General features: G+C 61.5%; 19 protein-coding genes and 1 pseudogene. 17 read left to right on the plus strand and 3 right to left on the minus strand.

Annotated features, from left to right (window positions below):
• Positions 1-2: 2 nt before the first annotated feature.
• Entirely contained in the window at positions 3-2,648 is a 2,646-nt protein-coding gene (gene aceE / locus ACTJK9_RS09675; protein ID WP_064592997.1) for a pyruvate dehydrogenase (acetyl-transferring), homodimeric type, read from the minus strand.
• A 262-nt stretch (positions 2,649-2,910) separates the two neighbouring features.
• Between aceE and ACTJK9_RS09680 the strand changes: the two genes are divergently transcribed.
• The 16 genes from ACTJK9_RS09680 to ACTJK9_RS09755 all read left to right on the plus strand — a co-directional run bounded on the left by ACTJK9_RS09680 (position 2,911) and on the right by ACTJK9_RS09755 (position 21,039).
• The gene (locus ACTJK9_RS09680; RefSeq protein ID WP_256574488.1) at positions 2,911-3,036 is read left to right on the plus strand and encodes a hypothetical protein; all 126 of its coding nucleotides are present in this window, start codon (positions 2,911-2,913) and stop codon (positions 3,034-3,036) included.
• Positions 3,033-5,972, plus strand: coding sequence for a bifunctional [glutamate--ammonia ligase]-adenylyl-L-tyrosine phosphorylase/[glutamate--ammonia-ligase] adenylyltransferase (gene glnE, locus ACTJK9_RS09685; protein WP_236188620.1), 2,940 nt, complete (start codon positions 3,033-3,035; stop codon positions 5,970-5,972). The genes ACTJK9_RS09680 and glnE overlap by 4 nt, the downstream gene beginning before the upstream one ends.
• A gap of 51 nt (positions 5,973-6,023) precedes the next feature.
• Positions 6,024-7,058: a lipopolysaccharide heptosyltransferase II gene (waaF, locus tag ACTJK9_RS09690; protein ID WP_039766536.1), complete on the plus strand. Its 1,035-nt coding sequence runs from the start codon at positions 6,024-6,026 to the stop codon at positions 7,056-7,058.
• Between the two features lies 1 nt (position 7,059).
• Positions 7,060-8,121, plus strand: coding sequence for a lipopolysaccharide heptosyltransferase I (gene waaC, locus ACTJK9_RS09695; protein ID WP_064593001.1), 1,062 nt, complete (start codon positions 7,060-7,062; stop codon positions 8,119-8,121).
• Positions 8,121-9,242, plus strand: a complete 1,122-nt coding sequence (locus ACTJK9_RS09700) for a glycosyltransferase family 4 protein (RefSeq protein ID WP_064593003.1) — start codon at positions 8,121-8,123, stop codon at positions 9,240-9,242. The genes waaC and ACTJK9_RS09700 overlap by 1 nt, the downstream gene beginning before the upstream one ends.
• Positions 9,243-10,049 (plus strand): lipopolysaccharide core heptose(I) kinase RfaP, encoded by an 807-nt coding sequence (rfaP, locus tag ACTJK9_RS09705; protein ID WP_085654401.1) that lies wholly within the window; start codon positions 9,243-9,245, stop codon positions 10,047-10,049. It begins immediately after the preceding gene.
• Positions 10,049-10,783: a lipopolysaccharide kinase InaA family protein gene (locus ACTJK9_RS09710; protein WP_064593006.1), complete on the plus strand. Its 735-nt coding sequence runs from the start codon at positions 10,049-10,051 to the stop codon at positions 10,781-10,783. The genes rfaP and ACTJK9_RS09710 overlap by 1 nt, the downstream gene beginning before the upstream one ends.
• Complete coding sequence (locus tag ACTJK9_RS09715; protein WP_064593014.1) at positions 10,780-11,532, plus strand: lipopolysaccharide kinase InaA family protein; 753 nt, start codon at positions 10,780-10,782, stop codon at positions 11,530-11,532. Before ACTJK9_RS09710 ends, ACTJK9_RS09715 begins: the two co-directional genes overlap by 4 nt.
• Positions 11,532-12,983 carry a lipopolysaccharide kinase InaA family protein gene (locus ACTJK9_RS09720; protein WP_085611098.1) on the plus strand — a complete coding sequence of 484 codons (1,452 nt, stop codon included), beginning with the start codon at positions 11,532-11,534 and terminating at the stop codon, positions 12,981-12,983. Before ACTJK9_RS09715 ends, ACTJK9_RS09720 begins: the two co-directional genes overlap by 1 nt.
• 159 nt (positions 12,984-13,142) lie before the next feature.
• A complete protein-coding gene (locus ACTJK9_RS09725; protein ID WP_085611097.1) occupies positions 13,143-13,478 on the plus strand; it encodes a YceK/YidQ family lipoprotein in 336 nt (111 codons plus the stop codon).
• 271 nt (positions 13,479-13,749) lie between these two features.
• Positions 13,750-15,507 (plus strand): carbamoyltransferase family protein, encoded by a 1,758-nt coding sequence (locus ACTJK9_RS09730; RefSeq protein WP_007952261.1) that lies wholly within the window; start codon positions 13,750-13,752, stop codon positions 15,505-15,507.
• Positions 15,491-16,621 (plus strand): glycosyltransferase, encoded by a 1,131-nt coding sequence (locus tag ACTJK9_RS09735; protein WP_064593022.1) that lies wholly within the window; start codon positions 15,491-15,493, stop codon positions 16,619-16,621. Before ACTJK9_RS09730 ends, ACTJK9_RS09735 begins: the two co-directional genes overlap by 17 nt.
• Positions 16,621-17,517 carry an antimicrobial resistance protein Mig-14 gene (locus ACTJK9_RS09740; RefSeq protein ID WP_085611095.1) on the plus strand — a complete coding sequence of 299 codons (897 nt, stop codon included), beginning with the start codon at positions 16,621-16,623 and terminating at the stop codon, positions 17,515-17,517. The genes ACTJK9_RS09735 and ACTJK9_RS09740 overlap by 1 nt, the downstream gene beginning before the upstream one ends.
• An 8-nt stretch (positions 17,518-17,525) precedes the next feature.
• A complete protein-coding gene (locus ACTJK9_RS09745; RefSeq protein ID WP_440813565.1) occupies positions 17,526-18,971 on the plus strand; it encodes a PIG-L family deacetylase in 1,446 nt (481 codons plus the stop codon).
• Positions 18,968-20,122, plus strand: coding sequence for a glycosyltransferase family 4 protein (locus tag ACTJK9_RS09750; RefSeq protein WP_085611093.1), 1,155 nt, complete (start codon positions 18,968-18,970; stop codon positions 20,120-20,122). The genes ACTJK9_RS09745 and ACTJK9_RS09750 overlap by 4 nt, the downstream gene beginning before the upstream one ends.
• A 32-nt stretch (positions 20,123-20,154) precedes the next feature.
• A complete protein-coding gene (locus ACTJK9_RS09755; RefSeq protein ID WP_085611240.1) occupies positions 20,155-21,039 on the plus strand; it encodes a glycosyltransferase in 885 nt (294 codons plus the stop codon).
• A gap of 49 nt (positions 21,040-21,088) precedes the next feature.
• Here the strand turns inward: ACTJK9_RS09755 and ACTJK9_RS09760 are convergent.
• A pseudogene (locus ACTJK9_RS09760) lies at positions 21,089-21,217 on the minus strand (acyltransferase family protein); the annotation flags it as partial.
• 58 nt (positions 21,218-21,275) lie between these two features.
• Positions 21,276-23,138, minus strand: a complete 1,863-nt coding sequence (locus ACTJK9_RS09765; protein ID WP_085611091.1) for a bifunctional O-antigen ligase/aminoglycoside phosphotransferase family protein — start codon at positions 23,136-23,138, stop codon at positions 21,276-21,278.
• A gap of 154 nt (positions 23,139-23,292) precedes the next feature.
• On the opposite strand from ACTJK9_RS09765, the gene msbA reads away from it, so the two are divergent.
• Complete coding sequence (gene msbA / locus ACTJK9_RS09770; RefSeq protein ID WP_064593039.1) at positions 23,293-25,095, plus strand: lipid A export permease/ATP-binding protein MsbA; 1,803 nt, start codon at positions 23,293-23,295, stop codon at positions 25,093-25,095.
• Positions 25,096-25,219: the final 124 nt, after the last annotated feature.

Here is a 25,219-nt window from a genome sequence, read left to right on the forward strand (position 1 = left end):
CCTCAGCAGTCCAGTGGGTTGCGTTTTTCCGGGTCGATGCCGAACTTGGTAATGGCCTCGGCCACGACTTTAGGTTCGATATCACCACGGTCAGCCAGTGCTTCCAGGGCTGCCAACACCACGAAATGACGGTCGACTTCGAAGAAATGACGCAGTTTCTTGCGGCTGTCGCTGCGGCCGAAACCGTCGGTGCCCAGGACTTTGAATTCCTTGGACGGTACCCACTGACGGATCTGCTCGGCGAACAGCTTCATGTAGTCGGTCGATGCGATGACCGGACCCTTACGGCCGCTCAGGCATTCTTCGACGTAGCTCTGTTTAGGCTTCTGGCCAGGTTTCAGACGGTTGCTGCGCTCTACGGCCAGGCCGTCGCGACGCAGTTCGTTGAAGCTGGTGACGCTCCACACATCGGCGCCGATGTTGAACTCTTCACGCAGGATCTTCGCCGCTTCACGGACTTCACGCAGGATGGTGCCGGAGCCCATCAGCTGTACGTGGTGCGCCGCATCGCGGGTGTCTTCTTCGAGCAGGTACATGCCTTTCTTGATGCCTTCTTCGGCACCGGCCGGCATGGCTGGCTGCTGGTAGGACTCGTTCATCACGGTGATGTAATAGAAGATGTCCTGTTGCTCTTCGGTCATCTTCTTCATGCCGTCCTGAATGATCACCGCCAGCTCGTAGCCGTAGGTCGGATCGTAGGTGCGGCAGTTCGGGATGGTGGCGGCCAGCAGGTGGCTGTGACCGTCTTCGTGCTGCAGGCCTTCACCGTTCAGGGTGGTACGGCCGGCGGTGCCGCCGATCAGGAAGCCACGGGTACGGCTGTCGCCAGCGGCCCATGCCAGATCGCCGATACGCTGGAAGCCGAACATCGAGTAGAAGATGTAGAACGGCAGCATTGGCTGGTTGTGGCTGGAGTACGAAGTACCGGCGGCGATGAAGGAGCTCATGGCGCCTGCTTCGTTGATGCCTTCTTCAAGGATCTGACCTTTCTGGTCTTCCTTGTAGAACATCACCTGGTCTTTATCGACTGGCTCGTAGAGCTGGCCGACGGACGAGTAGATGCCCAACTGACGGAACATGCCTTCCATACCGAAGGTACGGGCTTCGTCCGGGATGATCGGAACGATGCGCGGGCCGATTTCCTTGTCCTTGACCAGTTGCGCGAGGATCCGCACGAACGCCATGGTGGTGGAAATTTCACGGTCGCCGGAACCGTCGAGGATCGCCTTGAGGGTGTCCAGATCCGGAGTCGGCACGCTGAAGCTCTGGGCGCGACGCTGAGGCACGAAACCGCCCAGTGCGGCGCGACGCTCGGCCAGGTAACGGGCTTCGGCGCTGTTTGGCTCCGGCTTGAAGAACGGCAGGTTTTCCAGCTCTTCGTCTTTCACCGGGATGTCGAAGCGGTCGCGGAACAGCTTCAGGCTGTCGACGTCGACTTTCTTGGTGTTGTGCGCGGTGTTCTTCGCTTCGCCCGCACCGGTGCCGTAACCCTTGATGGTCTTGGCCAGGATGACGGTCGGTTGTTCTTTGTGGTTGACCGCTTCGTGGTACGCCGCGTAGACCTTGTACGGGTCGTGGCCGCCACGGTTGAGTTTCCAGATCTCGTCGTCGGACAGGTCTGCAACCATCGCCTTGAGTTCAGGCGTGTTGAAGAAGTGTTCGCGAACGAACGCGCCGTCTTTGGCTTTGTAGTTCTGGTACTCGCCGTCGATGACTTCGTCCATGCGACGTTGCAGGATGCCGTCGACGTCCTTGGCCAGCAGCGGGTCCCAGAAACGGCCCCAGATGACTTTGGTCACGTTCCACTGAGCACCGCGGAACACGCCTTCGAGTTCCTGGATGATCTTGCCGTTGCCGCGAACTGGGCCGTCGAGGCGCTGCAGGTTGCAGTTGATGACGAAGATCAGGTTGTCCAGCTTCTCGCGGCCGGCCAGGGAGATCGCGCCCAGGGATTCCGGCTCGTCGCACTCGCCGTCGCCCAGGAAGCACCAGACTTTCTGTTTGCCCGGCTGGATGAAACCTCGGTGTTCCAGGTACTTCATGAAGCGTGCCTGGTAGATCGCCTGGATCGGGCCCAGACCCATGGATACGGTCGGGAACTGCCAGAAGTCAGGCATCAGCCAAGGGTGCGGGTAGGACGACAGGCCCTGACCGTCGACTTCCTGGCGGAAGTTGTTCATCTGGTCTTCGGTAATGCGGCCTTCCATGAATGCGCGGGCGTAGACGCCTGGCGAGGTGTGGCCCTGGAAGTAGATCAGGTCGCCGCCGTGTTCGTCGGTCGGGGCCTGGAAGAAGTAGTTGAAGCCGATGTCGTACAGGGTCGCACTGGAAGCGAAGCTGGAGATGTGACCACCCAGGTCAGAATCTTTCAGGTTCGTACGCATTACCATGGCCATCGCGTTCCAGCGTACCAGCGAGCGAATGCGGCGTTCCATGAACAGGTCGCCAGGCATGCGTGCTTCGTGGGTAACGGGGATCGTGTTGCGGTAAGGCGTGGTGATGGCGTAAGGGAGCTGCGAACCGCTGCGGGTCGCCAGTTCACCCATACGGGTCATCAGATAGTGAGCACGGTCTTCGCCTTCTTTGTCGAGAACCGATTCCAGGGCGTCCAGCCATTCCTGGGTTTCGACGGGATCGAGGTCTTGCATGGCTTGCTCCAGGGCGGAAAGGCTTCCAGAATCGGTTGCCTGAGTTTGCGACTGGCCTTGTGGGCAGACGATTTAAAATTCTTGGATTGCCGACAGGTTGTTCCGGCGGCGTGTAGTTTTACTACAAATCATCCGGCATTTCAGCCTCTCGAATGTATAGACGAGTAGTAAAACTACAGATGAAAGGCTTGTGGCCTCCAGCTGCGTTGTGAGAATAATCGTTAAGGTTGGTCTTTAGCCATCCGAAAAAGGTGAAAGTTTGATGCTGGCTGCCAAAGAAAAAGAAATTTCAGCTATTTCTCACTTTTGTTCGACAGTCCTTCGCGTAGCGGTTTTTCATTCATCACTACAAGCGGCCATTTACACGCCGATCAAGGATAGACCATGACCCTGCCCGCGCTTGCCGAACTGCCCGCCATTCTCCTGCCGTTGGTCAGCCGATCGGAGCAGTCGTTCCGTGCGGCCGTCGCGCAACTGGAAGACGATCACGGCTTCTCGTCCTGGACGCCGGAACGCTGGGCGCAGTTCGCCCGCGTCAGCGCCGCCAGCGATTTCGTCATTGAACAGAGCGTTCGTGACCCTTTGATGTTGTTGTCGCTGGTGCAGTCCGGCGAACTCGACCGGGCATTCGCTCCCGGCGAGCTGTGCGGGCAGATGGCGGCTGCGGTCGGTACCGCGCAGACCGAAGACGAATTGGGCCGCGTCCTGCGCCGTCAGCGCACCCGGCATCAGGTGCGGATCATCTGGCGCGACCTCAACCGCCAGGCCGATCTGGTGCAGACCTGCCGCGATCTCTCGGACATGGCCGACGCCAGCATCGATCAGGCCTATCAATGGTTGTACCGCCGCCATTGCGACCAGTTCGGCACGCCGACCGGCCGGCGCAGCGGCGAACCACAGCAAATGGTCATCCTCGGCATGGGCAAGCTCGGCGCGGTCGAGCTGAACCTGTCGTCGGACATCGACCTGATCTTCGCCTACCCCGAGGGCGGCGAAACCGTCGGCGTGAAACGCCCGCTGGATAACCAGGAATTCTTCATCCGCCTCGGCCAGCGCCTGATCAAGGCCCTCGACCCGATCACCGTCGACGGTTTCGTGTTTCGCGTCGACATGCGTCTGCGCCCGTACGGCTCGTCCGGCGCGCTGGTGCTGAGCTTCAATGCGCTGGAGCAGTATTATCAGGATCAGGGCCGCGACTGGGAACGCTACGCGATGATCAAGTCGCGGGTGGTGGCCGGCGATCAGGTGGCGGGCGAGCAATTGCAGGAAATGCTGCGGCCGTTCGTTTACCGGCGCTATCTGGACTTCTCGGCGATCGAAGCGCTGCGCACCATGAAGCAGCTGATTCAGCAGGAAGTGCGGCGCAAGGGCATGGCCGACAACATCAAGCTGGGCTCCGGCGGTATCCGTGAAGTCGAGTTCATCGCCCAGGCCTTTCAACTGATTCACGGTGGTCGCGACCTGAGTCTGCAACAGCGCCCTCTATTAAAGGTGTTGAGTACGCTCGAAGGGCAGGGCTATCTGCCGCCGGCGGTGATCAGCGAGCTGCGCGAAGGTTACGAATTCCTGCGTTACACCGAACACGCGATCCAGGCGATTGCCGACCGCCAGACCCAGATGCTCCCGGACAGCGCTCAGGATCAGGCGCGAATCGCGTTCATGCTCGGTTTCGCCGACTGGGAGGCGTTCCACGAGAAGCTGATGTTCTGGCGCGGCCGGGTCGCCTGGCACTTCGCGCAAGTGATCGCCGATCCGGATGAGGACGAAGGCGTCGAGAGTGAAGTGGTGGTCGGCGGTGAATGGCTGCCGCTGTGGGAAGAGGCTCAGGACGAAGAGGCCGCCTGTCGCCAGTTGGAGGAGGGCGGTTTCGCCGACGCGACCAAGGCCTTGAAGGCATTGGCGAGTTTGCGCGCCAGCCCGCAGTTGCGAGCGATGCAGCGTCTGGGGCGCGAACGTCTCGATGCCTTTATTCCGCGCCTGCTGGCTCAGGCGGTGGAGCACGAAAATCCCGATCTGGTGCTGGAGCGGGTTCTGCCGTTGGTCGAAGCGGTGGCCCGGCGTTCGGCTTATCTGGTGCTGCTGACCGAAAACCCCGGCGCGCTGCGGCGTTTGCTGACGTTGTGCGCCGCCAGCCCGTGGATCGCCGAGCAGATCACCCGTTTCCCGCTGCTGCTTGATGAATTGCTCAACGAAGGCCGGCTGTTCAAGCCGCCGCTGGCGCCGGAGCTGGCCGCCGAGTTGCGCGAGCGCCTGACCCGGATCCCGGAAGACGACCTCGAACAACAGATGGAAGCCCTGCGCCATTTCAAACTGGCGCACCGCTTGCGCGTCGCTGCCTCGGAAATCGCCGGCAGCCTGCCGTTGATGAAAGTCAGCGATTACCTGACCTGGCTGGCCGAAGCGATTCTGGAACAAGTGCTGGCCCTGGCCTGGCGTCAGACCGTGGCCAAGTACGGCACGCCGCTGCGCACCGATGGCACGCTGTGCGATCCCGGCTTCATCATTGTCGGTTATGGGAAAGTCGGCGGGATCGAGTTGGGGCATGGTTCGGATCTGGATCTGGTGTTCATCCACGATGGCGATCAGCAGGCCGAAACCGATGGCCCGAAACCGATCGATGGCACGCAGTTTTTCACCCGGCTCGGCCAGCGGATCATTCACTTGCTGACGGCGCAGACCAACTCCGGCCAGCTTTACGAAGTGGACATGCGCCTGCGTCCGTCCGGGGCGTCCGGGCTGCTGGTCAGTTCGCTCGGCGCGTTTGCGCGCTATCAGGAAAATGAAGCCTGGACCTGGGAACATCAGGCCCTGGTGCGGGCGCGGGTGCTGGTGGGCAGCCAGGATGTCGGCCAGGCCTTCGAGAGCGTGCGGGCCCAGGTGCTGGGCAAGGCGCGGGATCTGGCGAAACTGCAACAGGAAGTGAGCGAGATGCGCGCCAAGATGCGCGACAACCTCGGCAGCAAGAGCACCGCCGCCGGCACCGGGGCGAATGCCTTCGAGGCCACGGCGCCGTTCGACCTCAAGCAGGACGCCGGAGGTATCGTCGATATTGAATTTATGGTGCAATACGCGGCCCTGGCGTGGTCGCAGACCCACCCGCCGTTGCTGCGCTGGACGGACAATATCCGCATTCTGGAAGAGCTGGAGCACGAAGGGCTGATGCCGGCCGAAGACGCCAGCCTGTTGCGCGAGGCCTACAAGGCCTATCGTTCCGCCGCCCACCGGCAGGCCTTGCAGAAGGACGCCGGGGTGATACCGGGCGATCAGTTCGCGGACGAACGGCGGCAGGTGATGCGGATCTGGCGTGAGCTGGGGCTAAGCTGATTCTCGAGACGGGGAGGCGTGAAGCCTCCCCGGTTCGTTTATGGAAACCACATGAATATTCTGATCGTTGGGCCCAGTTGGGTCGGTGACATGGTGATGGCGCAGACACTGTTTCAGTGTCTCAAGCAGCGCCACCCGCAGTGCGAAATCGACGTGCTGGCCCCGGAGTGGAGCCGGCCGATCCTCGAACGCATGCCCGAAGTGCGCAAGGCCTTGAGCTTCCCGCTCGGCCACGGCGCGCTGGAGCTGGCGACCCGTCGGCGGATCGGCAAATCCCTGGCCGGCCAGTACGACCAGGCGATCCTGCTGCCGAACTCGTTGAAGTCGGCGCTGGTGCCGTTCTTCGCCGGCATCCCGAAACGCACCGGCTGGCGCGGCGAATTCCGCTACGGCCTGCTCAATGACGTGCGCACGCTGGATAAAGAGCGTTATCCGCTGATGATCGAGCGTTTCATGGCGCTGGCTTACGAGCCGAACGCCGAGCTGCCAAAACCTTATCCGCGCCCGAGCCTGCAGATCGATCCGGTGACCCGCGAGGCTGCATTGGCGAAGTTCGGCTTGACCCTCGATCGTCCGGTATTGGTGCTGTGCCCCGGCGCCGAATTCGGTGAAGCCAAACGCTGGCCGTCCGAGCATTACGCCAAGGTCGCCGAGGCGCGCATCCGTGAAGGCTGGCAGGTCTGGCTGTTCGGTTCGAAGAACGATCACGCGGTGGGCGAAGACATTCGCGCGCGGCTGATTCCGGGCCTGCGCGAAGAGTCCGTGAACCTCAGCGGCGGCACCTCGCTGGCCGAGGCCATCGACCTGATGTCCTGCGCCGACTCGGTGGTCTCCAACGATTCCGGTCTGATGCACGTGGCCGCCGCGCTCAATCGCCCGTTGGTGGCGGTCTACGGGTCGACCTCGCCGGGTTTCACTCCGCCGTTGGCCGAGCATGTGGAAATCGTCCGCCTGGGTCTCGATTGCAGCCCTTGCTTCGATCGCACCTGCCGTTTCGGCCATTACAACTGCCTGCGCCAGCTGATGCCGGACGCGGTCAACGATGCCTTGCAGCGTTTGCAGGGCTCTGTGGTCGAGGTTCATTAACTTGCGGGTATTGCTGATCAAGACTTCATCGCTGGGCGACGTGATTCACGCGTTGCCGGCGCTGACCGACGCCGCCCGGGCGATTCCCGGGATCAAGTTCGACTGGGTGGTGGAAGAAGGCTTCGCCGAGATTCCGACCTGGCACCCGGCTGTAGGCAAAGTGATTCCGGTGGCGATCCGCCGCTGGCGCAAAAACATCTGGAAAACCATCAGCAGCGGCGAATGGAAGCGCTTCAAGCAGTCCGTTCGGGCGAACAAATATGACCTGGTGATCGACGCTCAGGGCTTGCTGAAAAGCGCCTGGCTGACCCGCTATGTCAAAGCCCCGGTGGCCGGTCTCGACAAGGGCTCGGCCCGCGAACCGATCGCCGCGCGTTTTTATGACCGCAAACTGGCGGTGGCCCGTGGGCAGCACGCCGTCGAACGTGTGCGCCAGTTGTTCGCCATTGCTTTGGGTTACGACTTGCCCAAAGGCCTGGGCGATTACGGCCTCAACGTCGAGCGTCTGGTCGAGCTGCCGCGCAAGAATGCCTACGTGGTGTTCCTGCATGGCACCACCTGGGACACCAAACACTGGCCGGAAGCCTACTGGCGCGAGCTCACCGAACGGGTCGGCTACCTCGGCGTCGGGATCAAACTGCCGTGGGGCAATCCGCTGGAGAAGGCCCGGGCCGAGCGCATCGCCGCCGGTTTCAAACACGCCGAAGTGCTGCCGAAGCTGAACCTGGCCGGCGTCGGCAAGGTATTGGCCGGCGCCCAGGCCTGTGTCGCGGTGGACACCGGTCTCGGTCACCTCGCCGCCGCTTTGGATGTGCCGACGATTTCCCTGTTCGGCCCGACCAATCCGGGCCTGACCGGCGCCTACGGCAAGCTGCAGATTCACCTCGGCAGCGATTTCCCGTGCGCGCCGTGCCTGCAAAAGAAATGTACGTATCAACCGACCGCGCAGGATGCCCGTCAGTTTGACCTGAAACGCGAGTGGCCCCTGTGCTTCACGCGTCTGAATCCCGAGCGTGTTGCCAGCCGACTGAGCACGTTGTTGATGGCTGAGGAGCTGCGCTGATGCAATTGGCTTTTGTCCTGTACAAATATTTCCCGTTTGGTGGCTTGCAGCGCGACTTCATGCGCATCGCCCTCGAATGCCAGAAGCGCGGGCACCAGATCCGCGTCTACACCCTGATCTGGGAAGGCGACGTGCCGCCCGGTTTCGAAGTGCTGGTGGCGCCGGTCAAGGCGTTCTTCAATCATCGGCGCAACGAAAAGCTCAGCGCGTGGATGGAGGCGGACCTGGCCAAGCGTCCGGTGGATCGCCTGATCGGCTTCAACAAGATGCCGGGGCTGGACGTCTACTACGCCGCCGACGGCTGCTTCGAAGACAAGGCGCAGAACCTGCGCCATTCGCTGTATCGCCGCTGGGGCCGTTATCGCCACTTCGCCGAATACGAGCGCGCGGTGTTCGCCAAGGATGCGAAGACCGAAGTGCTGATGATTTCCGAAGTGCAGCAGCCGCTGTTCATCAAGTATTACGACACACCGCTGGAGCGCTTCCACCTGCTGCCGCCGGGCATCGCCCAGGATCGTCGCCGTCCGGCGGATGCCGACCGGATTCGCGCCGGTTTCCGCGCCGAATTCAATCTGAAGGACGACGAACTGCTGCTGGTGCAGATCGGTTCCGGATTCAAGACCAAGGGCGTCGATCGCAGCCTGAAAGCGCTGGCCGCACTGCCCGCCGAGCTGAAGAAACGCACCCGGCTGTTTGTAATCGGCCAGGATGACCCCAAATTGTTCCAGATGCAGAGTGCGACGCTGGGCCTGGGCGACAACGTGACGTTCCTCAAGGGGCGCAGCGATATCCCGCGTTTCCTGCTCGGCGCCGATCTGTTGATTCACCCGGCGTACAACGAAAACACCGGTACGGTGCTGCTTGAAGCGCTGGTCGCCGGGTTGCCGGTACTGGTCAGTGCGGTCTGCGGTTATGCCCATTACATCGCCGAGGCCGACGCCGGGCGCGTGCTGGACGAACCGTTCGATCAGGCGCAACTGACGCAATACCTGACCGACATGTTGAACGACGACGCTGCGCGGGCGGCCTGGAGCCGCAACGGTCTGGCCTTCGCCGAGACGGCCGACCTCTACAGCATGCCGCAGCACGCGGCCGATGTGATTCTGGCGGAGCACGCTTAAATGAAGTTGATGCTGGCTGAACCGTTCAAGAGCCTGTGGGCCGGACGCGACCCGTTCGCCGAGGTCGAGGGCTTGCAGGGCGAGGTGTACCGCGAGCTGGAAGCCCGCCGGACGTTGCGCACGGAAGTCGACGGCAATGGCTTTTTCGTCAAGATTCACCGCGGTATCGGTTGGGGCGAGATCTTCAAGAACCTGCTGACTGCCAAGCTGCCGGTGCTCGGCGCGGGCCAGGAATGGAAAGCCATCCAGCGCTTGCAGGAAGTCGGCGTGCCGACCATGACCGCCGTCGCGTACGGCGAGAAGGGCAGCAACCCGGCGGATCAGCATTCGTTCATCGTCACCGAAGAGCTGGCGCCGACCATCAGCCTCGAAGACTTCAGCATCGACTGGGTCAAGCAACCGCCGCAGCCAAGACTCAAGCGAGCGCTGATCGCCGAGGTCGCGCGCATGACCGGCATGATGCACCGCGCCGGGGTCAACCACCGCGACTGCTACATCTGCCACTTTCTGCTGCACACCGACAAACCGGTCACCCCGGAAGATTTCAAACTCTCGGTGATCGACCTGCACCGTGCCCAGACCCGTCCGGCGATCACCCAGCGCTGGCGTAACAAGGATCTGGCGGCGCTGTACTTCTCAGCGCTGGACATCGGCCTGACCCGCCGCGACAAATTGCGCTTCCTCAAAGGCTATTTCCAGCAACCGCTGCGCCAGATCCTGGCTGAAGAAGCGCCGTTGCTGAGCTGGCTCGAAGGCAAGGCCAACAAGCTCTACGCGCGCAAGCAACGTTACGGGGATGCGCTCTGATGGCGGGTTGGAATCTGGAGCCTGAGTACAGTGAACTTGCGCAGTATTTCGGTAGCCTCGAAGCGGTATTCGCCCTTCAGGGCGAGCGCCTGACCCGCGATCCCTTGTCCGAAGTCATTCGCGTGCAGCTCAGCGGCGTCAACTATTACGTCAAGCGCTACAGCGGTGCCGGCAAGGGCCTGCGGCGTTATCTGGGCAAGCCCCGGGTGAAGATGGAATGGCAGAACCTCAAGCGCTTCGCCAAGTGGGGCATTCCCACCGCCGAAGTGGTGGCGTGGGGGCTGGAGCGCAACGGCATGGCCTACGATCGCGGGGCGATGATCACCCGTGAACTGCCGCGCACCGAAGACCTGTCGGCACTGGCCGAACGCAACGATCCCAAGCTCAGGGATCGTGCCTGGGTCGACGGCGTCAGCCGGCAACTGGCCGGTTATACGCGTGTGATGCACGACCACCGCTTTACCCATAACGATCTGAAGTGGCGCAACCTGCTGATCGACGATCAGGCGCAGTTGTATCTGATCGACTGCCCGAACGGCGATTTCTGGCGCGGTTTCTGGCTCAAGTACCGGATCACCAAGGATCTGGCCTGCCTCGACAAGGTGGCCAAGTATCACCTGTCGAACACCCAGCGCCTGCGCTTCTACCTGCAATACCGCCAGCGTGACCGGCTGAATGCCGCCGACAAGCAACGGATTCGCCACGTGGTGAGATTTTTCGAGGGACGTGAATGACTGATTTTCTCGCCGAAGAAGACCGTGCACTGCTTGAGCGCCACGGTCTAGGTACTTTTGACGCCCTGTGGGCCAAGCAGCTTGAGGCTGTAGATGAACCCAACACCGCCCGTGGCGGCTGGAGCAGCGTGTTTCGTCTGGAGCTGGAAGGCCAGGGTTACTACCTCAAGCGCCAGAGCAATTACCTGACCCGCACCTTGCATGCGCCGTTCGGCGAACCCAGTTTCGCCCGCGAATTTCGCAATATCAGCCGATATCGCAAACTCGGCATTCCTGCGCTGCAAGCGGCTTTTTTCGGTGAGCGCAAAGTCGACGGCGAAATCCGCGCGATCCTGCTGACGCGCGCGCTGGATGGCTGGAGCGACCTTGAGTCGCTGCTGGCGCGCTGGTCGCAACTCGGTGCAACGCAACAAACGGCGATCCTCAAGGCCTGCGGGCTGCTGGCTCGGCATCTGCACGGCGTACGCCAGGTGCACGGCTGTTTCTATCCCAAGCACATTTTTCTGCGGGCCAACGGTGACGAGTACCAGGCGCAACTGATCGACCTGGAAAAAACCCGACCGTTATTGTTCGGCATGCGTGACCGGATCAAGGACCTGGAGCCGCTGCAACGCCGCGCACCGGAGTGGAGCGACGCGCAATTGCGTGAGTTGCTGGCGGCTTACCTCGATCAGCCCGCCGACAGCTCGCTGCTCGACAGCTGGCTCGCCCGGCTGACCGCACGACGTAGTCACAAGGAGACCCGCTGATGCAGCTGTCCGAGCTGACCGGTGTCGGGCGAACCCCGCCACTGCCACTGTCGGTAGCCCTCGCCGATGCGGCCGGTCCTGCGGACTTGCAATTGTTGAGTCTGTTGCGCGTGTTGCCGGGGCAGCGTTATGTCGGTGCCGGTGTGTGGCGCGGGCGTCCGGTGCTGGCCAAGTTACTGGTCGGCAACAAGGCAGCGCGACATTTTCAGCGTGAACTGGAGGGCGTGAAACTGCTCGCCGCCCAGGGCATGACCACGCCGTTGCTGCTGGCTGATGGTCTGAAGGATGGCGAAGGCGGCTGGTTGCTGTTCGAGTTCCTTGAAGGCGCCGAGAGTCTGGGCGATGCCTGGAGCAAGGTCGAATCCCTGCCGGTGCTGGCCGACGAACAATCGGCGGTGCTGGCCGAAGCGCTCGGCGCCATCGGTCAATTGCACGGCAAAGGCCTGTGGCAGGAAGACCTGCACCTGGACAACCTGCTGCGCCACGGCGGCCAACTTTATCTGATCGACGGCGCCGGTATCCGTGTGGAAACTGCCGGCCAGCCATTGTCCCGGCAAAAAGTGCTGGAAAACCTCGGGGTGTTCTTCGCCCAGTTGCCCAAATCGCTCGAGCCGTTCACCGAAGAATTGCTGGTGTATTACCTGCTGAGCAACAGCGAGCACGCATTGCCGCTGGAGGCCCTGCAAAAACAGATCGACAAGGTGCGCGCCTGGCGCTTGAAGGATTACCTGATCAAGGTCGGTCGTGAATGCACGCTGTTCAGCGTCAAGCGTGGTGCATTTGCTCTGCGGTCGATTCGCCGCGAGGAAGAGTCCGCGATGCTGCCGGTGCTGGAGCAGGCGGATGCCCTGCTCGATCAAGGACATCTTTACAAGACCGGCGGCGCGGCCAGTGTCGGCAAGGTCGAGGTCGCCGGGCGTGCGCTGGTGATCAAACGCTACAACATCAAGAATTTTGCCCATTGGCTCAAGCGCTTCTGGCGTCCGAGCCGTGCCTGGCACTCCTGGCGCGAAGGCAATCGTCTGGCGTTCCTCGGCATCGCCACGCCAAAACCGCTGGCGGTGCTGGAAACCCGGTTTTTCTGGTTGCGCAGCAAGGCTTATCTGATCACCGAGTACCTGGCCGGGCCGGACATCATCGAGCGCTTTGCGCCTTATGTCGAAAGCGGCGCGGCGCCGGAAAACGAGTTGCAGGCACTGGACCGGCTGTTTGCACGGCTGATCGCCGAACGCATCAGCCATGGCGACTTCAAGGGGCACAACCTGTTCTGGCAGGAAGACCGCTGGGCGCTGATCGATCTGGACTCGATGTGTCAGCACGGCTCGGTGGGCAGCTTCGCCCCGGCTTATGCCCGGGACCGTGCGCGGTTCATGCGCAACTGGCCTGAAAGCAGTGCGCTGTATCAGGTGATTGATCAGCGTTTACCCAGGGATGTAGCGGGCACTGCGTGATTGTTTTCGTCAGCGTGTAAGACATTTCTGCTGTTGAAATCGGGTGAGGTTTGTAGCGACAAATCCTTGTGATTTGTCCTACGGCCTTTCCGGAAGCCATGAACTGCCCCTCGCAAAACCCCGATGTTAGTTTGCCCCGACGTTCCCGGAGGGCAAATCTTGACCATCAAAAACGCTATCACGATCGGCGCATTTTCCCTGGCACTGTCCGGCTGCGGCACCGCCGTCACGGTGTTGCAGGACGACGACGGCGCTACGCGCGGCCTGCGCAAACAGAAGACCTACTGCCAGTCGATTCCGCGCATCTACAGCGGACTCGCCCATGATTTCTGCCTGCTGCACGCGCCGCCCGACCCTACTGGCATTCTGGTGCCGGTCGTCCTGCTCGACCTGACCCTGTCCGGCGTCTTCGACACGGCTTTCCTGCCGTACACGATCTATCGCCAGGCGGTGGACGGGAATATCAGTGTTTATTGGCGATCAAGTCGTGGTTGAGGCTTTTAAATTTTTGCGGCTTCCAGAAAGCGAAAAGCCCCGGTGATCTCACCGAGGCATTAACGTCGACCGGGATCTCCCAGTCCATTTGCAGAAGAGTCTAAGTTGAAGCTTCTGTTGCGTCAACGCACCGGCCGGCCAGTTCCGCTAGAGGTTTGTCGGCGCTTTTAAGCTATAATCCCGCCCTTTAGCTGTCTCTCGCCCGGTGCGAGGGCACATCATTTTTCAAGGCGCATCGCGCCTGAATGCAGACTAAAGAGGCTAGACCCCTGTGGCATTGACGATTCTTGGCCTGTCCGGCGCCCTTAGCCATGATCCTTCAGCAGCCTTGTACATCGACGGCAAGCTGGTCGCGGCGGCCGAGGAAGAGCGCTTCGTGCGCGATAAACATGCAAAGAACCGCATGCCCTACGAATCGGCGAAGTTCTGCCTGGAGCAGGCAGGCATCAAGCCGTCCGACGTTGACGTGGTCGCGATTCCGTTCGCTCCGATCAGCATTTTCGGCAAGGCCCGCTGGCAGTACGCCAAGCGTTACTGGTACGCCCCGGACCGTGCACTCGACGCGATCCTGATGGGCAACCGTCGCTACAAGCGCTATCGCAACAAGATCGTCTGGTGCCTGGAACAGCTGGGCTTCGATCCGAAGAAAATCAAGATCGAGCCGGTGGAACACCACCTGGCCCACGCTTCCAGCGCCTACCACTGCTCGGGTTTCAAAGAGAAAACCGCGATCCTCGGCATCGACGGCAAGGGCGAGTACGCCACGACCTTCTTCGGTTATGGCGAGAACGGCAAGATCCACAAGATCAAGGAATTCTTCGATCCGGACTCCCTCGGCGGCCTGTACGGCGCGATCACCGAGTTCCTCGGTTTCGACATGCTCGACGGCGAGTTCAAGGTCATGGGCATGGCGCCGTACGGCGACGCCAGCAAATACGATTTCTCGCGCCTGGCTTCATTCGAAAACGGCGAACTGGTGATCAACACCGACTACGCCAACGTGATCGGCCTGCGTCGCTATAAAGAGAAGGGCAAGGGTTACTACTTCTCGCCGAAGCTGATCGAGTGGCTGGGTCCGAAGCGCGAAGGCGACATCGCCGACGAGCCGTACATCCACTACGCCGCCAGCATTCAGGCGCTGTTCGAAAAAATCGCGCTGCAGATGATCGACTACTATCTGGGTGACGTGCTTAAGGAAACCGGCAAACTGGCCTATGCCGGTGGCTGTGCGTTGAACGTCAAGCTCAACCAGAAAATCATCGCCCGCGACGACGTCAAGGAACTGTTCGTGCAGCCTGCCTCCGGCGATGCCGGCACCGCAGTCGGCGCAGCGGCCTATGTGTCCAACGCCCGTGGCGTGCCGGTCGAGAAGATGGAACACGTCTACCTCGGCCCGTCGTACAGCAACGAAGACGTGATCGCCGCATGTGCCCGTCACGAGAACAAGCCGACCTGGCGCAAGCTCGACAACATGCCGGAGCAGATCGCCAAAATCATGGTCGATGGCAACCCGGTGGCCTGGTTCCAGGGCCGCATGGAGTTCGGTCCGCGCGCGCTGGGCGGTCGTTCGATCATCGGTTGCCCGAGCGTGGCTGGCGTGGCTGACCGCATCAACCACCAGATCAAGTTCCGCGAGCGCTGGAGGCCTTTCTGCCCGTCGATGCTCGACACCGTTGCGCCACAGATGATCAAGATCGATCACCCGGCGCCGTTCATGACCTTCACCTTCGAAGTGGCGGAAGAGTGGAAAACCCGCGTGCCGGAAGTCGTCCACGAAGACGGCACGTCCCGGGCCCAGGTGCTCAAGCGCGAATACAACCCGCGCTACTATGACATGATGAAGGCGCTGGAAGTGCTGACCGGCAACGGCGTGTCCCTGAACACCTCGCTCAACCGCCGTGGCGAACCGATGATCTGCTCGCCGACCGACGCACTGAACATGTTTTTCGGCTCGGATCTGCAGTACCTGATCATGGAAGACATCCTGGTGGTCAAAGAAGGCGCAAACGCTTATGACACGCTCGGCTGAACGCCATGTGCTGCAGTTCTCCCACGGCTATGATGGCCCGTTCCTGGACTGCGCGCGGCAGTACGCCAGCCTGTTCGCAGGCACCGGTTATCGGGTCACCACGGTCTTTCTGACCGGGGCGGCCGATAGCGAGGTGGCCGCAGCCTGCGCCTCCGATGAAGTGTTGTTCATGGAATACAGCTCCAAGGCCATTCGTGGCCTGAAGCTGGGCGCCATCGGCGATCTGCGCAAGATCGCCGCTTCCCGCAATTTCAGTTTCTGCATCGCCCATCGTTTCAAGCCGATCTACATCGCCTTGCTCGGTACTTCCCTGCCGGTGATTGGCGTGCATCACGCGTTTGGCGATTACCAACGCGGCACGCGCAAACTCTTTGCGCACATTTTCCGCAAGCGTCTGAGCCTGCTCGGCGTGTCCGATGCGGTGCGCGACGACATGCGCCGTTGCCTGCCGAAATGGCCGGCAGCGCGCATCCAGACCCTCTACAACCGCATCGATATCTCCGCGTTGCAGATGAGTCAGGTGTCCGCCCGTGAAGCCCGCGAAACCCTTGGTCTGTCGGCGGATGCCTTCATTGTCGGCAATGTCGGTCGTCTGCACCCGGACAAGGATCAGGCCACGCTGCTGCACGGTTTTGCCGCGGCGCTGCCCGGTCTGCCGGCCAACAGCCAACTGGTGATTCTTGGCGAGGGGCGGCTTGAGGATGAACTCAAGACACTTGCCCGTGAGCTGGGCGTCGGGGATCGGGTGCTGTTTCTCGGCCAGGTGCCGGACGCGCGCAATTACTTCCGGGCGTTCGATGTGTTTGCCCTGAGTTCCGATAATGAGCCGTTCGGCATGGTGCTGCTGGAGGCCATGGCCGCCGGCGTGCCGTTGCTGGCCACGGCGTGCGGCGGGGCGAAGGAAGTGGTCGAAGGCGTCGGGATCCTGTTTCCGCTGGGTGACGCCGAGCATCTGGCCCAAGGCCTGAAACATCTGGCCGGCATGGACGAGCAGCAGCGTCGTCAGTGCGCCGAGATGATGTTCGACCGCCTGCGCGAGCGCTTCTCCGACCGCGCCGTACGCGACACCTTCTGGCATTTGCCGCAAGTTATCGATCTGGCACCGAGGGGCTGATGCTCAACCGATTTCAAGGCTGGCGCGAACGTGGCTGGTCGCCCGTTGACGCCTCAACTTATGCACAGGCCTGGCAACGTTTCGGCGGCAGCGTCGCGACTCATCCCATGGTGGTCGAGCGTCTGGCGAATCTGGCGGGCATCCCCGTGCGTTATCTGGCCTGGGAGCAACAGGGCGAAGTCAAAGCCGCGATCCCGACCTGGGGCCGCGACCTGGCCTTGTCCAAGGACGTGCTCAAGCGCAACGGCAAGAAAGGCCTCTTCGACCTGGGCAACGCCGAGCTGATCCTGCCGGCCGCCGCCGATGCCCAGGCCCCGCTGCGCCATCGTGGGCGCTACCTGTCGGCGCTCAACGAAAACCGCTTCAGCGGCCTCAAGTTGCAGACCGAGCAACTGGCCATGGCCCGTACGCCCGAAGAACTGTCGAAGAAGTTTCGCTACAACCAGCGCCGTGAACTGCGCCTGCTGGAAGAGGCGGGCGGCGTGGTGCGGCCGGTCAGCGACTTCTCCAGTGCCGAACTGGCGGCGATCTACTGCGACCTGTTCCAGCGCCGCTGGGGTTTCCCGGCCACAGGTGCGGCGTGCATGGCCGAAGTCATCGAACTGCTGCGCGAGTTGTTGATCGGCTCGGTGATCTTCCTCAACGACGCGCCGATCGCCATCCAACTGGTGTACCGCGTCGAAGCCCCGGAGTGGATCAGCGTCGAGTACATCAACGGCGGCGTCGACCCTGAAACCCGCGAGTTCAGCCCTGGCAGCGTTCTGAGTTTCCTCAATACGCAATCTGCCTGGGAACATGCCCGGGCCCTGAACAAGCCGCTGCGCTTTTCCTTCGGTCGCGCCGACCGTGAATACAAGGATCGCTGGTGCAATCCTGTGCCGGTCTTCACTGTATGAGTCAACCCATGAGCCGCAAACAGCAACTGCTCAAGCGTCACCGGCGCAATAAACGAATCGGCCTGCTGATCGCACTGATCGTGTTGATCGCCCTTGGCTTGCTGGTGGCCTGGTGGCTGCCGCTGGTGCTGGCGGTCATTGGCTGGATTGCCCATGAGGCGTGGTTCGCCGATCACCTGTTCTATTCGCCGAAAGACGATTACCAATACAGTTTTCCGCCGTTCACCCCGCAGCCAAAAGTGCATTTGAGCGGTGAGCAATTGCGCCTTGACGAGGGCGTGATGCTGGTGGACGACGCCACGCTGATCCTCGCCGTGAAGGTTAAAAGCAGCTTCCTGGGACGCTTCTTTGATCCTCGGGTCGAGTTGGCCGGTGGCCCCCATCCCGACGTGCAGACGTTCGAGCGCGGCGTCAACGGTCTGCGTTATCTGAACCTCAGTGGACAGGCGCAGGCGCTGTCGCAAGGCCAGTTGCGTCTGCGCGGGCGCTTTTGCCGGGTGTTCGGCGAGCCGCTGCTGTGGGCGCTGGAGCAACCGGACTACCGCCAGCAGCGGGTGATGGTGATCGCCCCGCACGCCGACGATGCCGAGCTGGCCGCCTACGGTCTCTACCGCCAGGCCAAAGAAGCCTGGATCGTGACCCTGACCGCTGGCGAGATCGAAGCCGAACACTATCAACAGATGGGCCTGAACAAGGTCGAGGCGGCGCGGCTCAAGGGCCGCTTGCGTGCCTGGGACAGCCTGGCCGTACCGCGCTGGGCCGGTGTGCCGCAGGAACATTGCGTGCAGCTCGGGTATTTCTGCCTGCAACTGGCGGCGATGCAGGCTGCGCCGAATCAGCCCATTGGTTCGCGGGAAGCGGATCTGAGCGACACGCGAATGTTCCGTCAGTTGAATCCGTTTGCCTTGCCCGGCGATGCCGACGGCGCACCGACCTGGAACAATCTGCTGGCCGACCTGCGTGACGTGCTGTCCCGCGCGCGCCCGGATGTGATCGTGTTGCCGCACCCGACGCTGGATCCGCATCCCGATCACATCTGCGCCCAAGAGGCGGTGCTGGAAACCTTGCGCGGCCTCGAATGGCAGCCGACGCTGCTCGGTTACGCCAACCACTTGCACGACAACGACCGATGGCCGATGGGCGACAGCGGGCAGGGCATTGCCCTGCCGCCGACGTTCGATGCGACCCTCGCGATGCAGCCGCTGTGCCTGCCGCTGTCGCTCGAACTGCAGCGGGACAAGGCCATGGCGCTGGGCATGATGCATGACCTGCAGCCACCGGCCCCGTTCAAGCGTCGCCTGCGCCGGTTGTTTCAGCGACTGCTGGCCGGTCGGCGTCCGTCGGTTTATGGCGAGAACGAATTTTTCCGCAAAGCAATCAGACGCCAGGAGTTGTTCTGGGTACTGAAGCAGAGCGAAACAGGGGCGACGGCATCGCACCGGGGAGAGGCATGAGTCAACGCGCAAAGGTGCTGCAGCTGCAGCCCGATTACAACGTCAAATCCCATGATTTCGCCGACCTCGCCGAACAGATCGTCAAGGCGCTGCCGACCGACCGTTACGAAGTGACCGCCGCCTTCCTGCGCGGCAAACCCGGAGCGGGCGAGGCGGTCAGCCGTGCCGACCGTTCGGTGTATTTCGAGTTTTCCGACAAGTCCCTCAAGGGCATGCGCCTGCGGGCGATGTGGCAGCTGTACAAGTTCTGCCGCCTGGAAAAATTCGACGTGGTGATCTGCAACCGCTTCAAACCGGTGAACATGATGCTGACGCTCAACCGCTGGTTGAAGGTGCCGTTGTGCATCGGTATTTCCCACGGCTTCGGCGAGTACGACCGCTTCTACCGTCGTCGCCAGACTCAGCGCCTGATTGATCGGCACTGGCGTTTCGTCGGCGTGTCGCCGGCGGTCAAACAGTACCTGCTGGACTGCGATTGCGGTTTCACTGACCAGAACACGTACGCGATCACCAACGCCATCGACATCGAGCAGGCCGAGGGTTTGCAGCACAGCCGCGAACGCGCGCGCGAAATGCTGGGGATCGACCCGGCGGTGCGCCTGATCGGGGCACTGGGGCGGCTGGTGTCGGTCAAGGGCCACACTTACCTGTTGCAGGCTTTCGCCCAACTCAAAGACAAATACCCGAATACCCAACTGGCAATCATCGGTGCCGGACGCCTGCAGGCGCCGCTGGCGGCCGAGATCGAACAGTTGGGCCTGACTGGCCGGGCGCATCTGCTGGGCTTCAAGGAAAACGCCCTGCAATACGTGCGCGCGTTCGATATCTGGACCATGCCGTCGCTGGCCGAAGGCCTCGGTCTGGCCTTGCTGGAAGGCATGAGCGGGCACCTGCCGGTGATCGCCTCGAACGTGCCGGCCATGCTGCCGCTGATCGAAGGTGCCGGTGGCCTGTCGATCACGCCCAAGGACGTGCCGAGCCTGGTGGCGGCACTGGACACCTACCTCGCGCTGTCGGATGTCGAGCTCAAGGCCAAGGGCGAGCAGGCTTACCGCTACTTGCAGGAACAGCACGACATCGAGGTCTTCCGCCAGGAATACCTGAACCTGATCGACTCCGGCCTGGAGCAGGCCCGCAAGGAACAGCCATGAGCGAAGAAAGAGCCATGAGCGAGTCAGCAGCGATGAGCGATGCGCAACCCCTCGTCACCGTTATCATCGCGTCCTATAACCATGGGCCGTACATCGAGGAAAGCATCCTCAGCGTCATCAACCAGAGCTACCGGAACATCGAGCTGCTGGTGATCGACGACGGTTCGAGGGACGACAGCGTCGAGCGCATCAAGGCCTTGCAGGAAAAGCACGGCTTCGATTTTCGTGTGCAGCAGAACCAGGGCCTGACCAATACGCTCAATGGCGCGATCGCGCGGGCCAAGGGCAGCCTGATCGTGCCGTTCGGTTCCGACGACATCATGTACCCGGACCGGATCGCGACACAGGTCGCCTACATGGACGGCAAGCCGGAAGTGGGCATCTGCGCCGGCAACATCGAGTTGATGGATGCCGACGGCAATCTCTATCCGGAGAAGCGTCAGCGCCGGGACGTGCCGTTCCGGCGCCTGGATTTCGATGACATGTTTCTGGAGCGCAAGCCGTACCCGCCGGCGCCGACCCTGATGATCCGCCGCGAAGCACTGGACAAGGTGGGCGGGTTCGATCCGACGATTCGTCTGGAGGATCTGTACATCGAACTGAAAGTGACCCGCGCCGGGTACTTCATCGATGGGTTGAACGTGGTGATGGCGCGCTATCGCAAGCACGCCACCAACTCCTACAAGAACCACCGTTTCATGATCGAAAACATCCTGCGCACCTACGCGCGGTTCAGCGATCATCCGCTGTACGACGAAGTGCGCTACAAGTCGCTCAATTCGATGTTTCTGAAGACCGCCAACCGCGACCGCAAACTGGCGCGGGAGCTGCTGGCGCAGATTCCTTTCAAGGCCTGGAACAAGAAGACCTGGCGCGGGCTGGGCCGGTTACTGTTTTTGCCGCTGGAAAAAGACTGAGGTCGTTGTCGCTCGCACTCGGCGAGCGACTTTTTCCGCCAGTTGCTTGCACGCAGCCATGGAGCAGATAGGTGCTGTAGCTGATTTCCCTCAGCCAGCGGATGCTGCGTGGTTTCAAGGCACCGAACAAAGTGTTGTCAGAAGCCACGATCACGAAAAACAGCGACAGCAGAAGCAGCGGCGGTGACGATGGCCGGCAGAGGCGGCCAGCGTAATGAACGGACTGGTCTGAATCATCAATGAACCCGAGCCGGCGCGTTGCCGGCCAGCACTTGCCTGTGCAGATTCTCTACGGCGGATTTCGACGCTGTTACGGCGTACCCCTGGAGCAGCGCCTCGAGGTGATCCTCGAACAGCCAGCGCTTGTCGACGGTGTAGCGTTGCATGTGGCGCAGATTACGCTGACGCAGTGACAGGCTGAGGGGCGAAGGGTAGATCCGCAGGTCGGCCAGATCGATCAGCCCGAACTCGCCATCCTCCAGCACCAGCACATTGCCCAGGTGCAGTGAGCGGAAATACACGCCTTGCTCATGCAGGCCGGCCATGAATTTGCCGAAACGTTCCACCAGCGCCTGTCGCACGGCTGGCGCGGTGATTCCCTGCAAGACCTGGCGCAGGGTGTGGCCCGGCAGCGGCGTGTAATGCACGGCGCTGCTGCCGTCGTCGAGGCGATACAGGTTCAGCACCTGGGGCGTGGGAATGCCCATTCGGCGCAATTGCTCGCTGTTGACGGCAAACCGCTCGGAATACGGATTGAAACTGCCCGAGGTGTACCAGCGGCGGCGGCGAAACAGCTTGAGAAAGCTGCCATCGGCCAGGCGCAGGACCTTCGGCCCGAGTCCGTCTTCCTCGATGACCTGGGCGCCGTTGCCGAGCTGTTGCAGAGCGGATGCCGAAAGCTTCTGTACCGGCATTGTCAAAAGGCGTCGGGCCCGTTGATTGATGCTCAGGGCTGCAATCAGCGCCAAAGGAATCCACAGCAGGAACCAGTGCTCCTTGGGGCGCGAAATGATCCCGCCACCCTCGGTCAGCCCGGCACCGATGCCGAACACCAGCCAGGTCGAGGCGATGATCAGCAGCGGCTGCACGCGCTGGCGCCAACTGCTCAGCAAGCCCCAGGCCTGAAAAAACAGCCACGGCAGCATGCCGAGGATGCCGACGTAATAAAGCACGCCCAGCGCAAAGCTGTGGGGTTCCTGGAAGTTGTAACCGACACCCGGGTCAATCGCCAGTGTGGCGTTGTAGCCGTGGCCGATCCATGGGTGTTCGGCGATTTTTTCCAGGGCTTGCTGCCAGATTTCGAAACGGTAGGAGTCACCGCGTTCGATGATCATCTTCGAGAACAGCACCGACATGGTTGCGCCGCCGACCGCCAATGTCCCCAGCAGCACCAGCGAGCGACGGTTCCAGCAAATCAGGCTCAGCCACAATGCCGCCATGGTCAGCGCCACCAGCGGGGTGCGCGAGCCGGTTCCGATCACGGCCATGAACATGATCAGCATCGCGGGAATGCTGAGCCAGTACAGCCGGCGATTCTTGCAGGTCATGCTCAGACTGAGCCAATAGGCGCAGAAAAATCCGAACAGATGGGAGCTGAGCAAAGGGTTGTCGAACGCGCCACCACCGATCAGGCGCTCGCCGGGTTCAGAGTGGAGCACGAATGGAATCAGGAAACTGATCGTTGCGACCAGGGCCACCAGCGCGGCGCCGAACAGCAATGGCGAAAGAATGTCGCTGCGGTAACGAACCAGCAGGAAACACCCGGCGAACAGCATCAGGGTATGCAGCGGAGGTTTGAACATGCCGCCTATCGGCTCGCCCTGCGGCCCCCAGCAAAGGCTCAGCAGTGCCCAGGCGGCAAACAGCAGCAACGCAATGAACACCGGCTCACGCAGCATTTCCTTGAGTTCCCGCGGGCGCAGGCACAGTGCAATCAGCGTCGGAATGCTGAACAAGCCGTAAAACAGCTTGTGATGAACACTGCGACCCGGCAGGAAAAACAGCGCGCACAAGAGCAGGAAGTAGCCGACGGGAAGTATCCACAGGCTGATGAAGTCGAAAATTCGATTGGACGTACTGCTGAAGCCGCGAAGTTGCATGCTGAGAGATTCAATCCTGAAGTTGATCGGCCATTTCGATGATGGCTATTTGACGCAGAAAAAGACGCCTAACAATAACAGCCTTTGGCCGATTGCCAGAACCCTGAAGAAGCTGTGCTAAAGTCAGCGTCCTTTTTATCGACTTTCGCGTGATATGACCGACTCCAGTCCCGCCGCAAGCCCTTCGAGCTTGAAAATCTACTTCCGCCTGCTCGGCTACGTCCGGCCGTACATCAGTCTGTTCCTGATCAGCATCGTCGGTTTTCTGATTTTCGCCTCGACCCAGCCGATGCTCGGCTACATCCTCAAGTACTTTGTCGACGGTCTGTCCAATCCCGAGGCGGTGCTGTTCCCCACCGTGCCTTACCTGCGGGATCTGCAACTGTTGCAGGCCGTACCGCTGCTGATCATCCTGATCGCCGCGTGGCAGGGGCTGGGATCCTATCTGGGCAACTATTTCCTGGCCAAGGTTTCGCTGGGCCTGGTGCACGATCTGCGGGTGCAGTTGTTCAACAACTTGCTGGTGCTGCCGAACCGGTATTTCGACAAGCATAACTCCGGTCATCTGATTTCGCGTATCACCTTCAACGTGACGATGGTCACGGGGGCGGCAACAGATGCGATCAAGGTCGTAATCCGTGAAGGCATGACGGTGATCTTCCTGTTCGCCTCCCTGCTGTTCATGAACTGGAAGCTGACGCTGGTGATGGTTGCGATCCTGCCGCTGATCGCCGTGATGGTGCGTACCGCGAGCAAGAAATTCCGCAAGCAGAGCAAGAAAATCCAGCTGGCCATGGGCGACGTGACGCACGTGGCGTCGGAAACCATCCAGGGCTATCGCGTGGTACGCAGCTTTGGCGGCGAAGCCTACGAGGAAAAGCGCTTCCTTGATGCCAGCCAGGGCAATACCGACAAGCAGCTGCGCATGACCCGCACCGGGGCCATCTACACGCCGCTGCTGCAACTGGTGATCTACAGCGCCATGGCGATCCTGATGTTCCTCGTGCTGTACCTTCGCGGCGATGCATCGGCCGGTGACATGGTCGCCTACATCACGCTTGCGGGCCTGCTGCCCAAACCGATCCGTCAGTTGTCCGAAGTCAGTTCGACCATCCAGAAAGGCGTGGCCGGGGCCGAAAGCATTTTCGAGCAACTGGACGTCGAGCCGGAAGTCGATACCGGCACTGTGGAGCGCGACTCGGTCAGCGGTCGCCTCGATGTACGCAACCTGAGCTTCACCTACCCGGGCACCGAGCGGCAGGTGCTCGATGACATCAGTTTCTCGGTCGAGCCGGGGCAAATGGTGGCGCTGGTGGGGCGTTCGGGCAGCGGCAAGTCGACCCTGGCCAACCTGATTCCGCGCTTCTATCACCACGACAAGGGCGAAATCCTGATCGACGGCGTGGAAGTCGAACAGTACAAGCTGCTGAACCTGCGCCGCCATATTGCCCAGGTCACCCAGCATGTCACGCTGTTCAGCGACACCGTAGCCAACAACATCGCCTATGGCGATCTGGCCGGGGCGCCGCGCGAAGACATCGAGAAAGCCGCGCGTGATGCCTACGCGATGGACTTCATTTCTCAGCTGCCTGAAGGCCTGGATACTCAGGTCGGCGAAAACGGCGTGCTGCTTTCCGGCGGCCAGCGCCAGCGTCTGGCGATTGCCCGTGCCTTGCTCAAGAACGCGCCGTTGCTGATTCTCGACGAGGCCACCTCGGCCCTCGACACCGAATCCGAGCGACACATTCAAGCCGCCCTGGATCAAGTGATGAAGGGCCGTACCACGCTGGTGATCGCTCATCGCCTGTCGACCATCGAGAAGGCCGACCTGATTCTGGTCATGGACCAGGGCCGGATCGTCGAGCGCGGCACCCACGACAACCTGCTGGCACAGAACGGCTACTACGCGCGTCTCAACGCCATGGGTCTCGACGCTCCGGCCGAAGACATCGCCTGATCCGGCCTCGATAACGCCGGGCGCGCAATATGCGTCCGGCATTTTTTCTCGCTGCACCGGTCTGTCGTCGGTTGAGAGCCTCCTTGCTTGAAAAATGCACAAAAAGGCCAGTGGTTTAATCCTG

Source organism: Pseudomonas sp. 22082 (genome assembly GCF_052046055.1).
GTDB lineage: Bacteria > Pseudomonadota > Gammaproteobacteria > Pseudomonadales > Pseudomonadaceae > Aquipseudomonas > Aquipseudomonas pharyngis.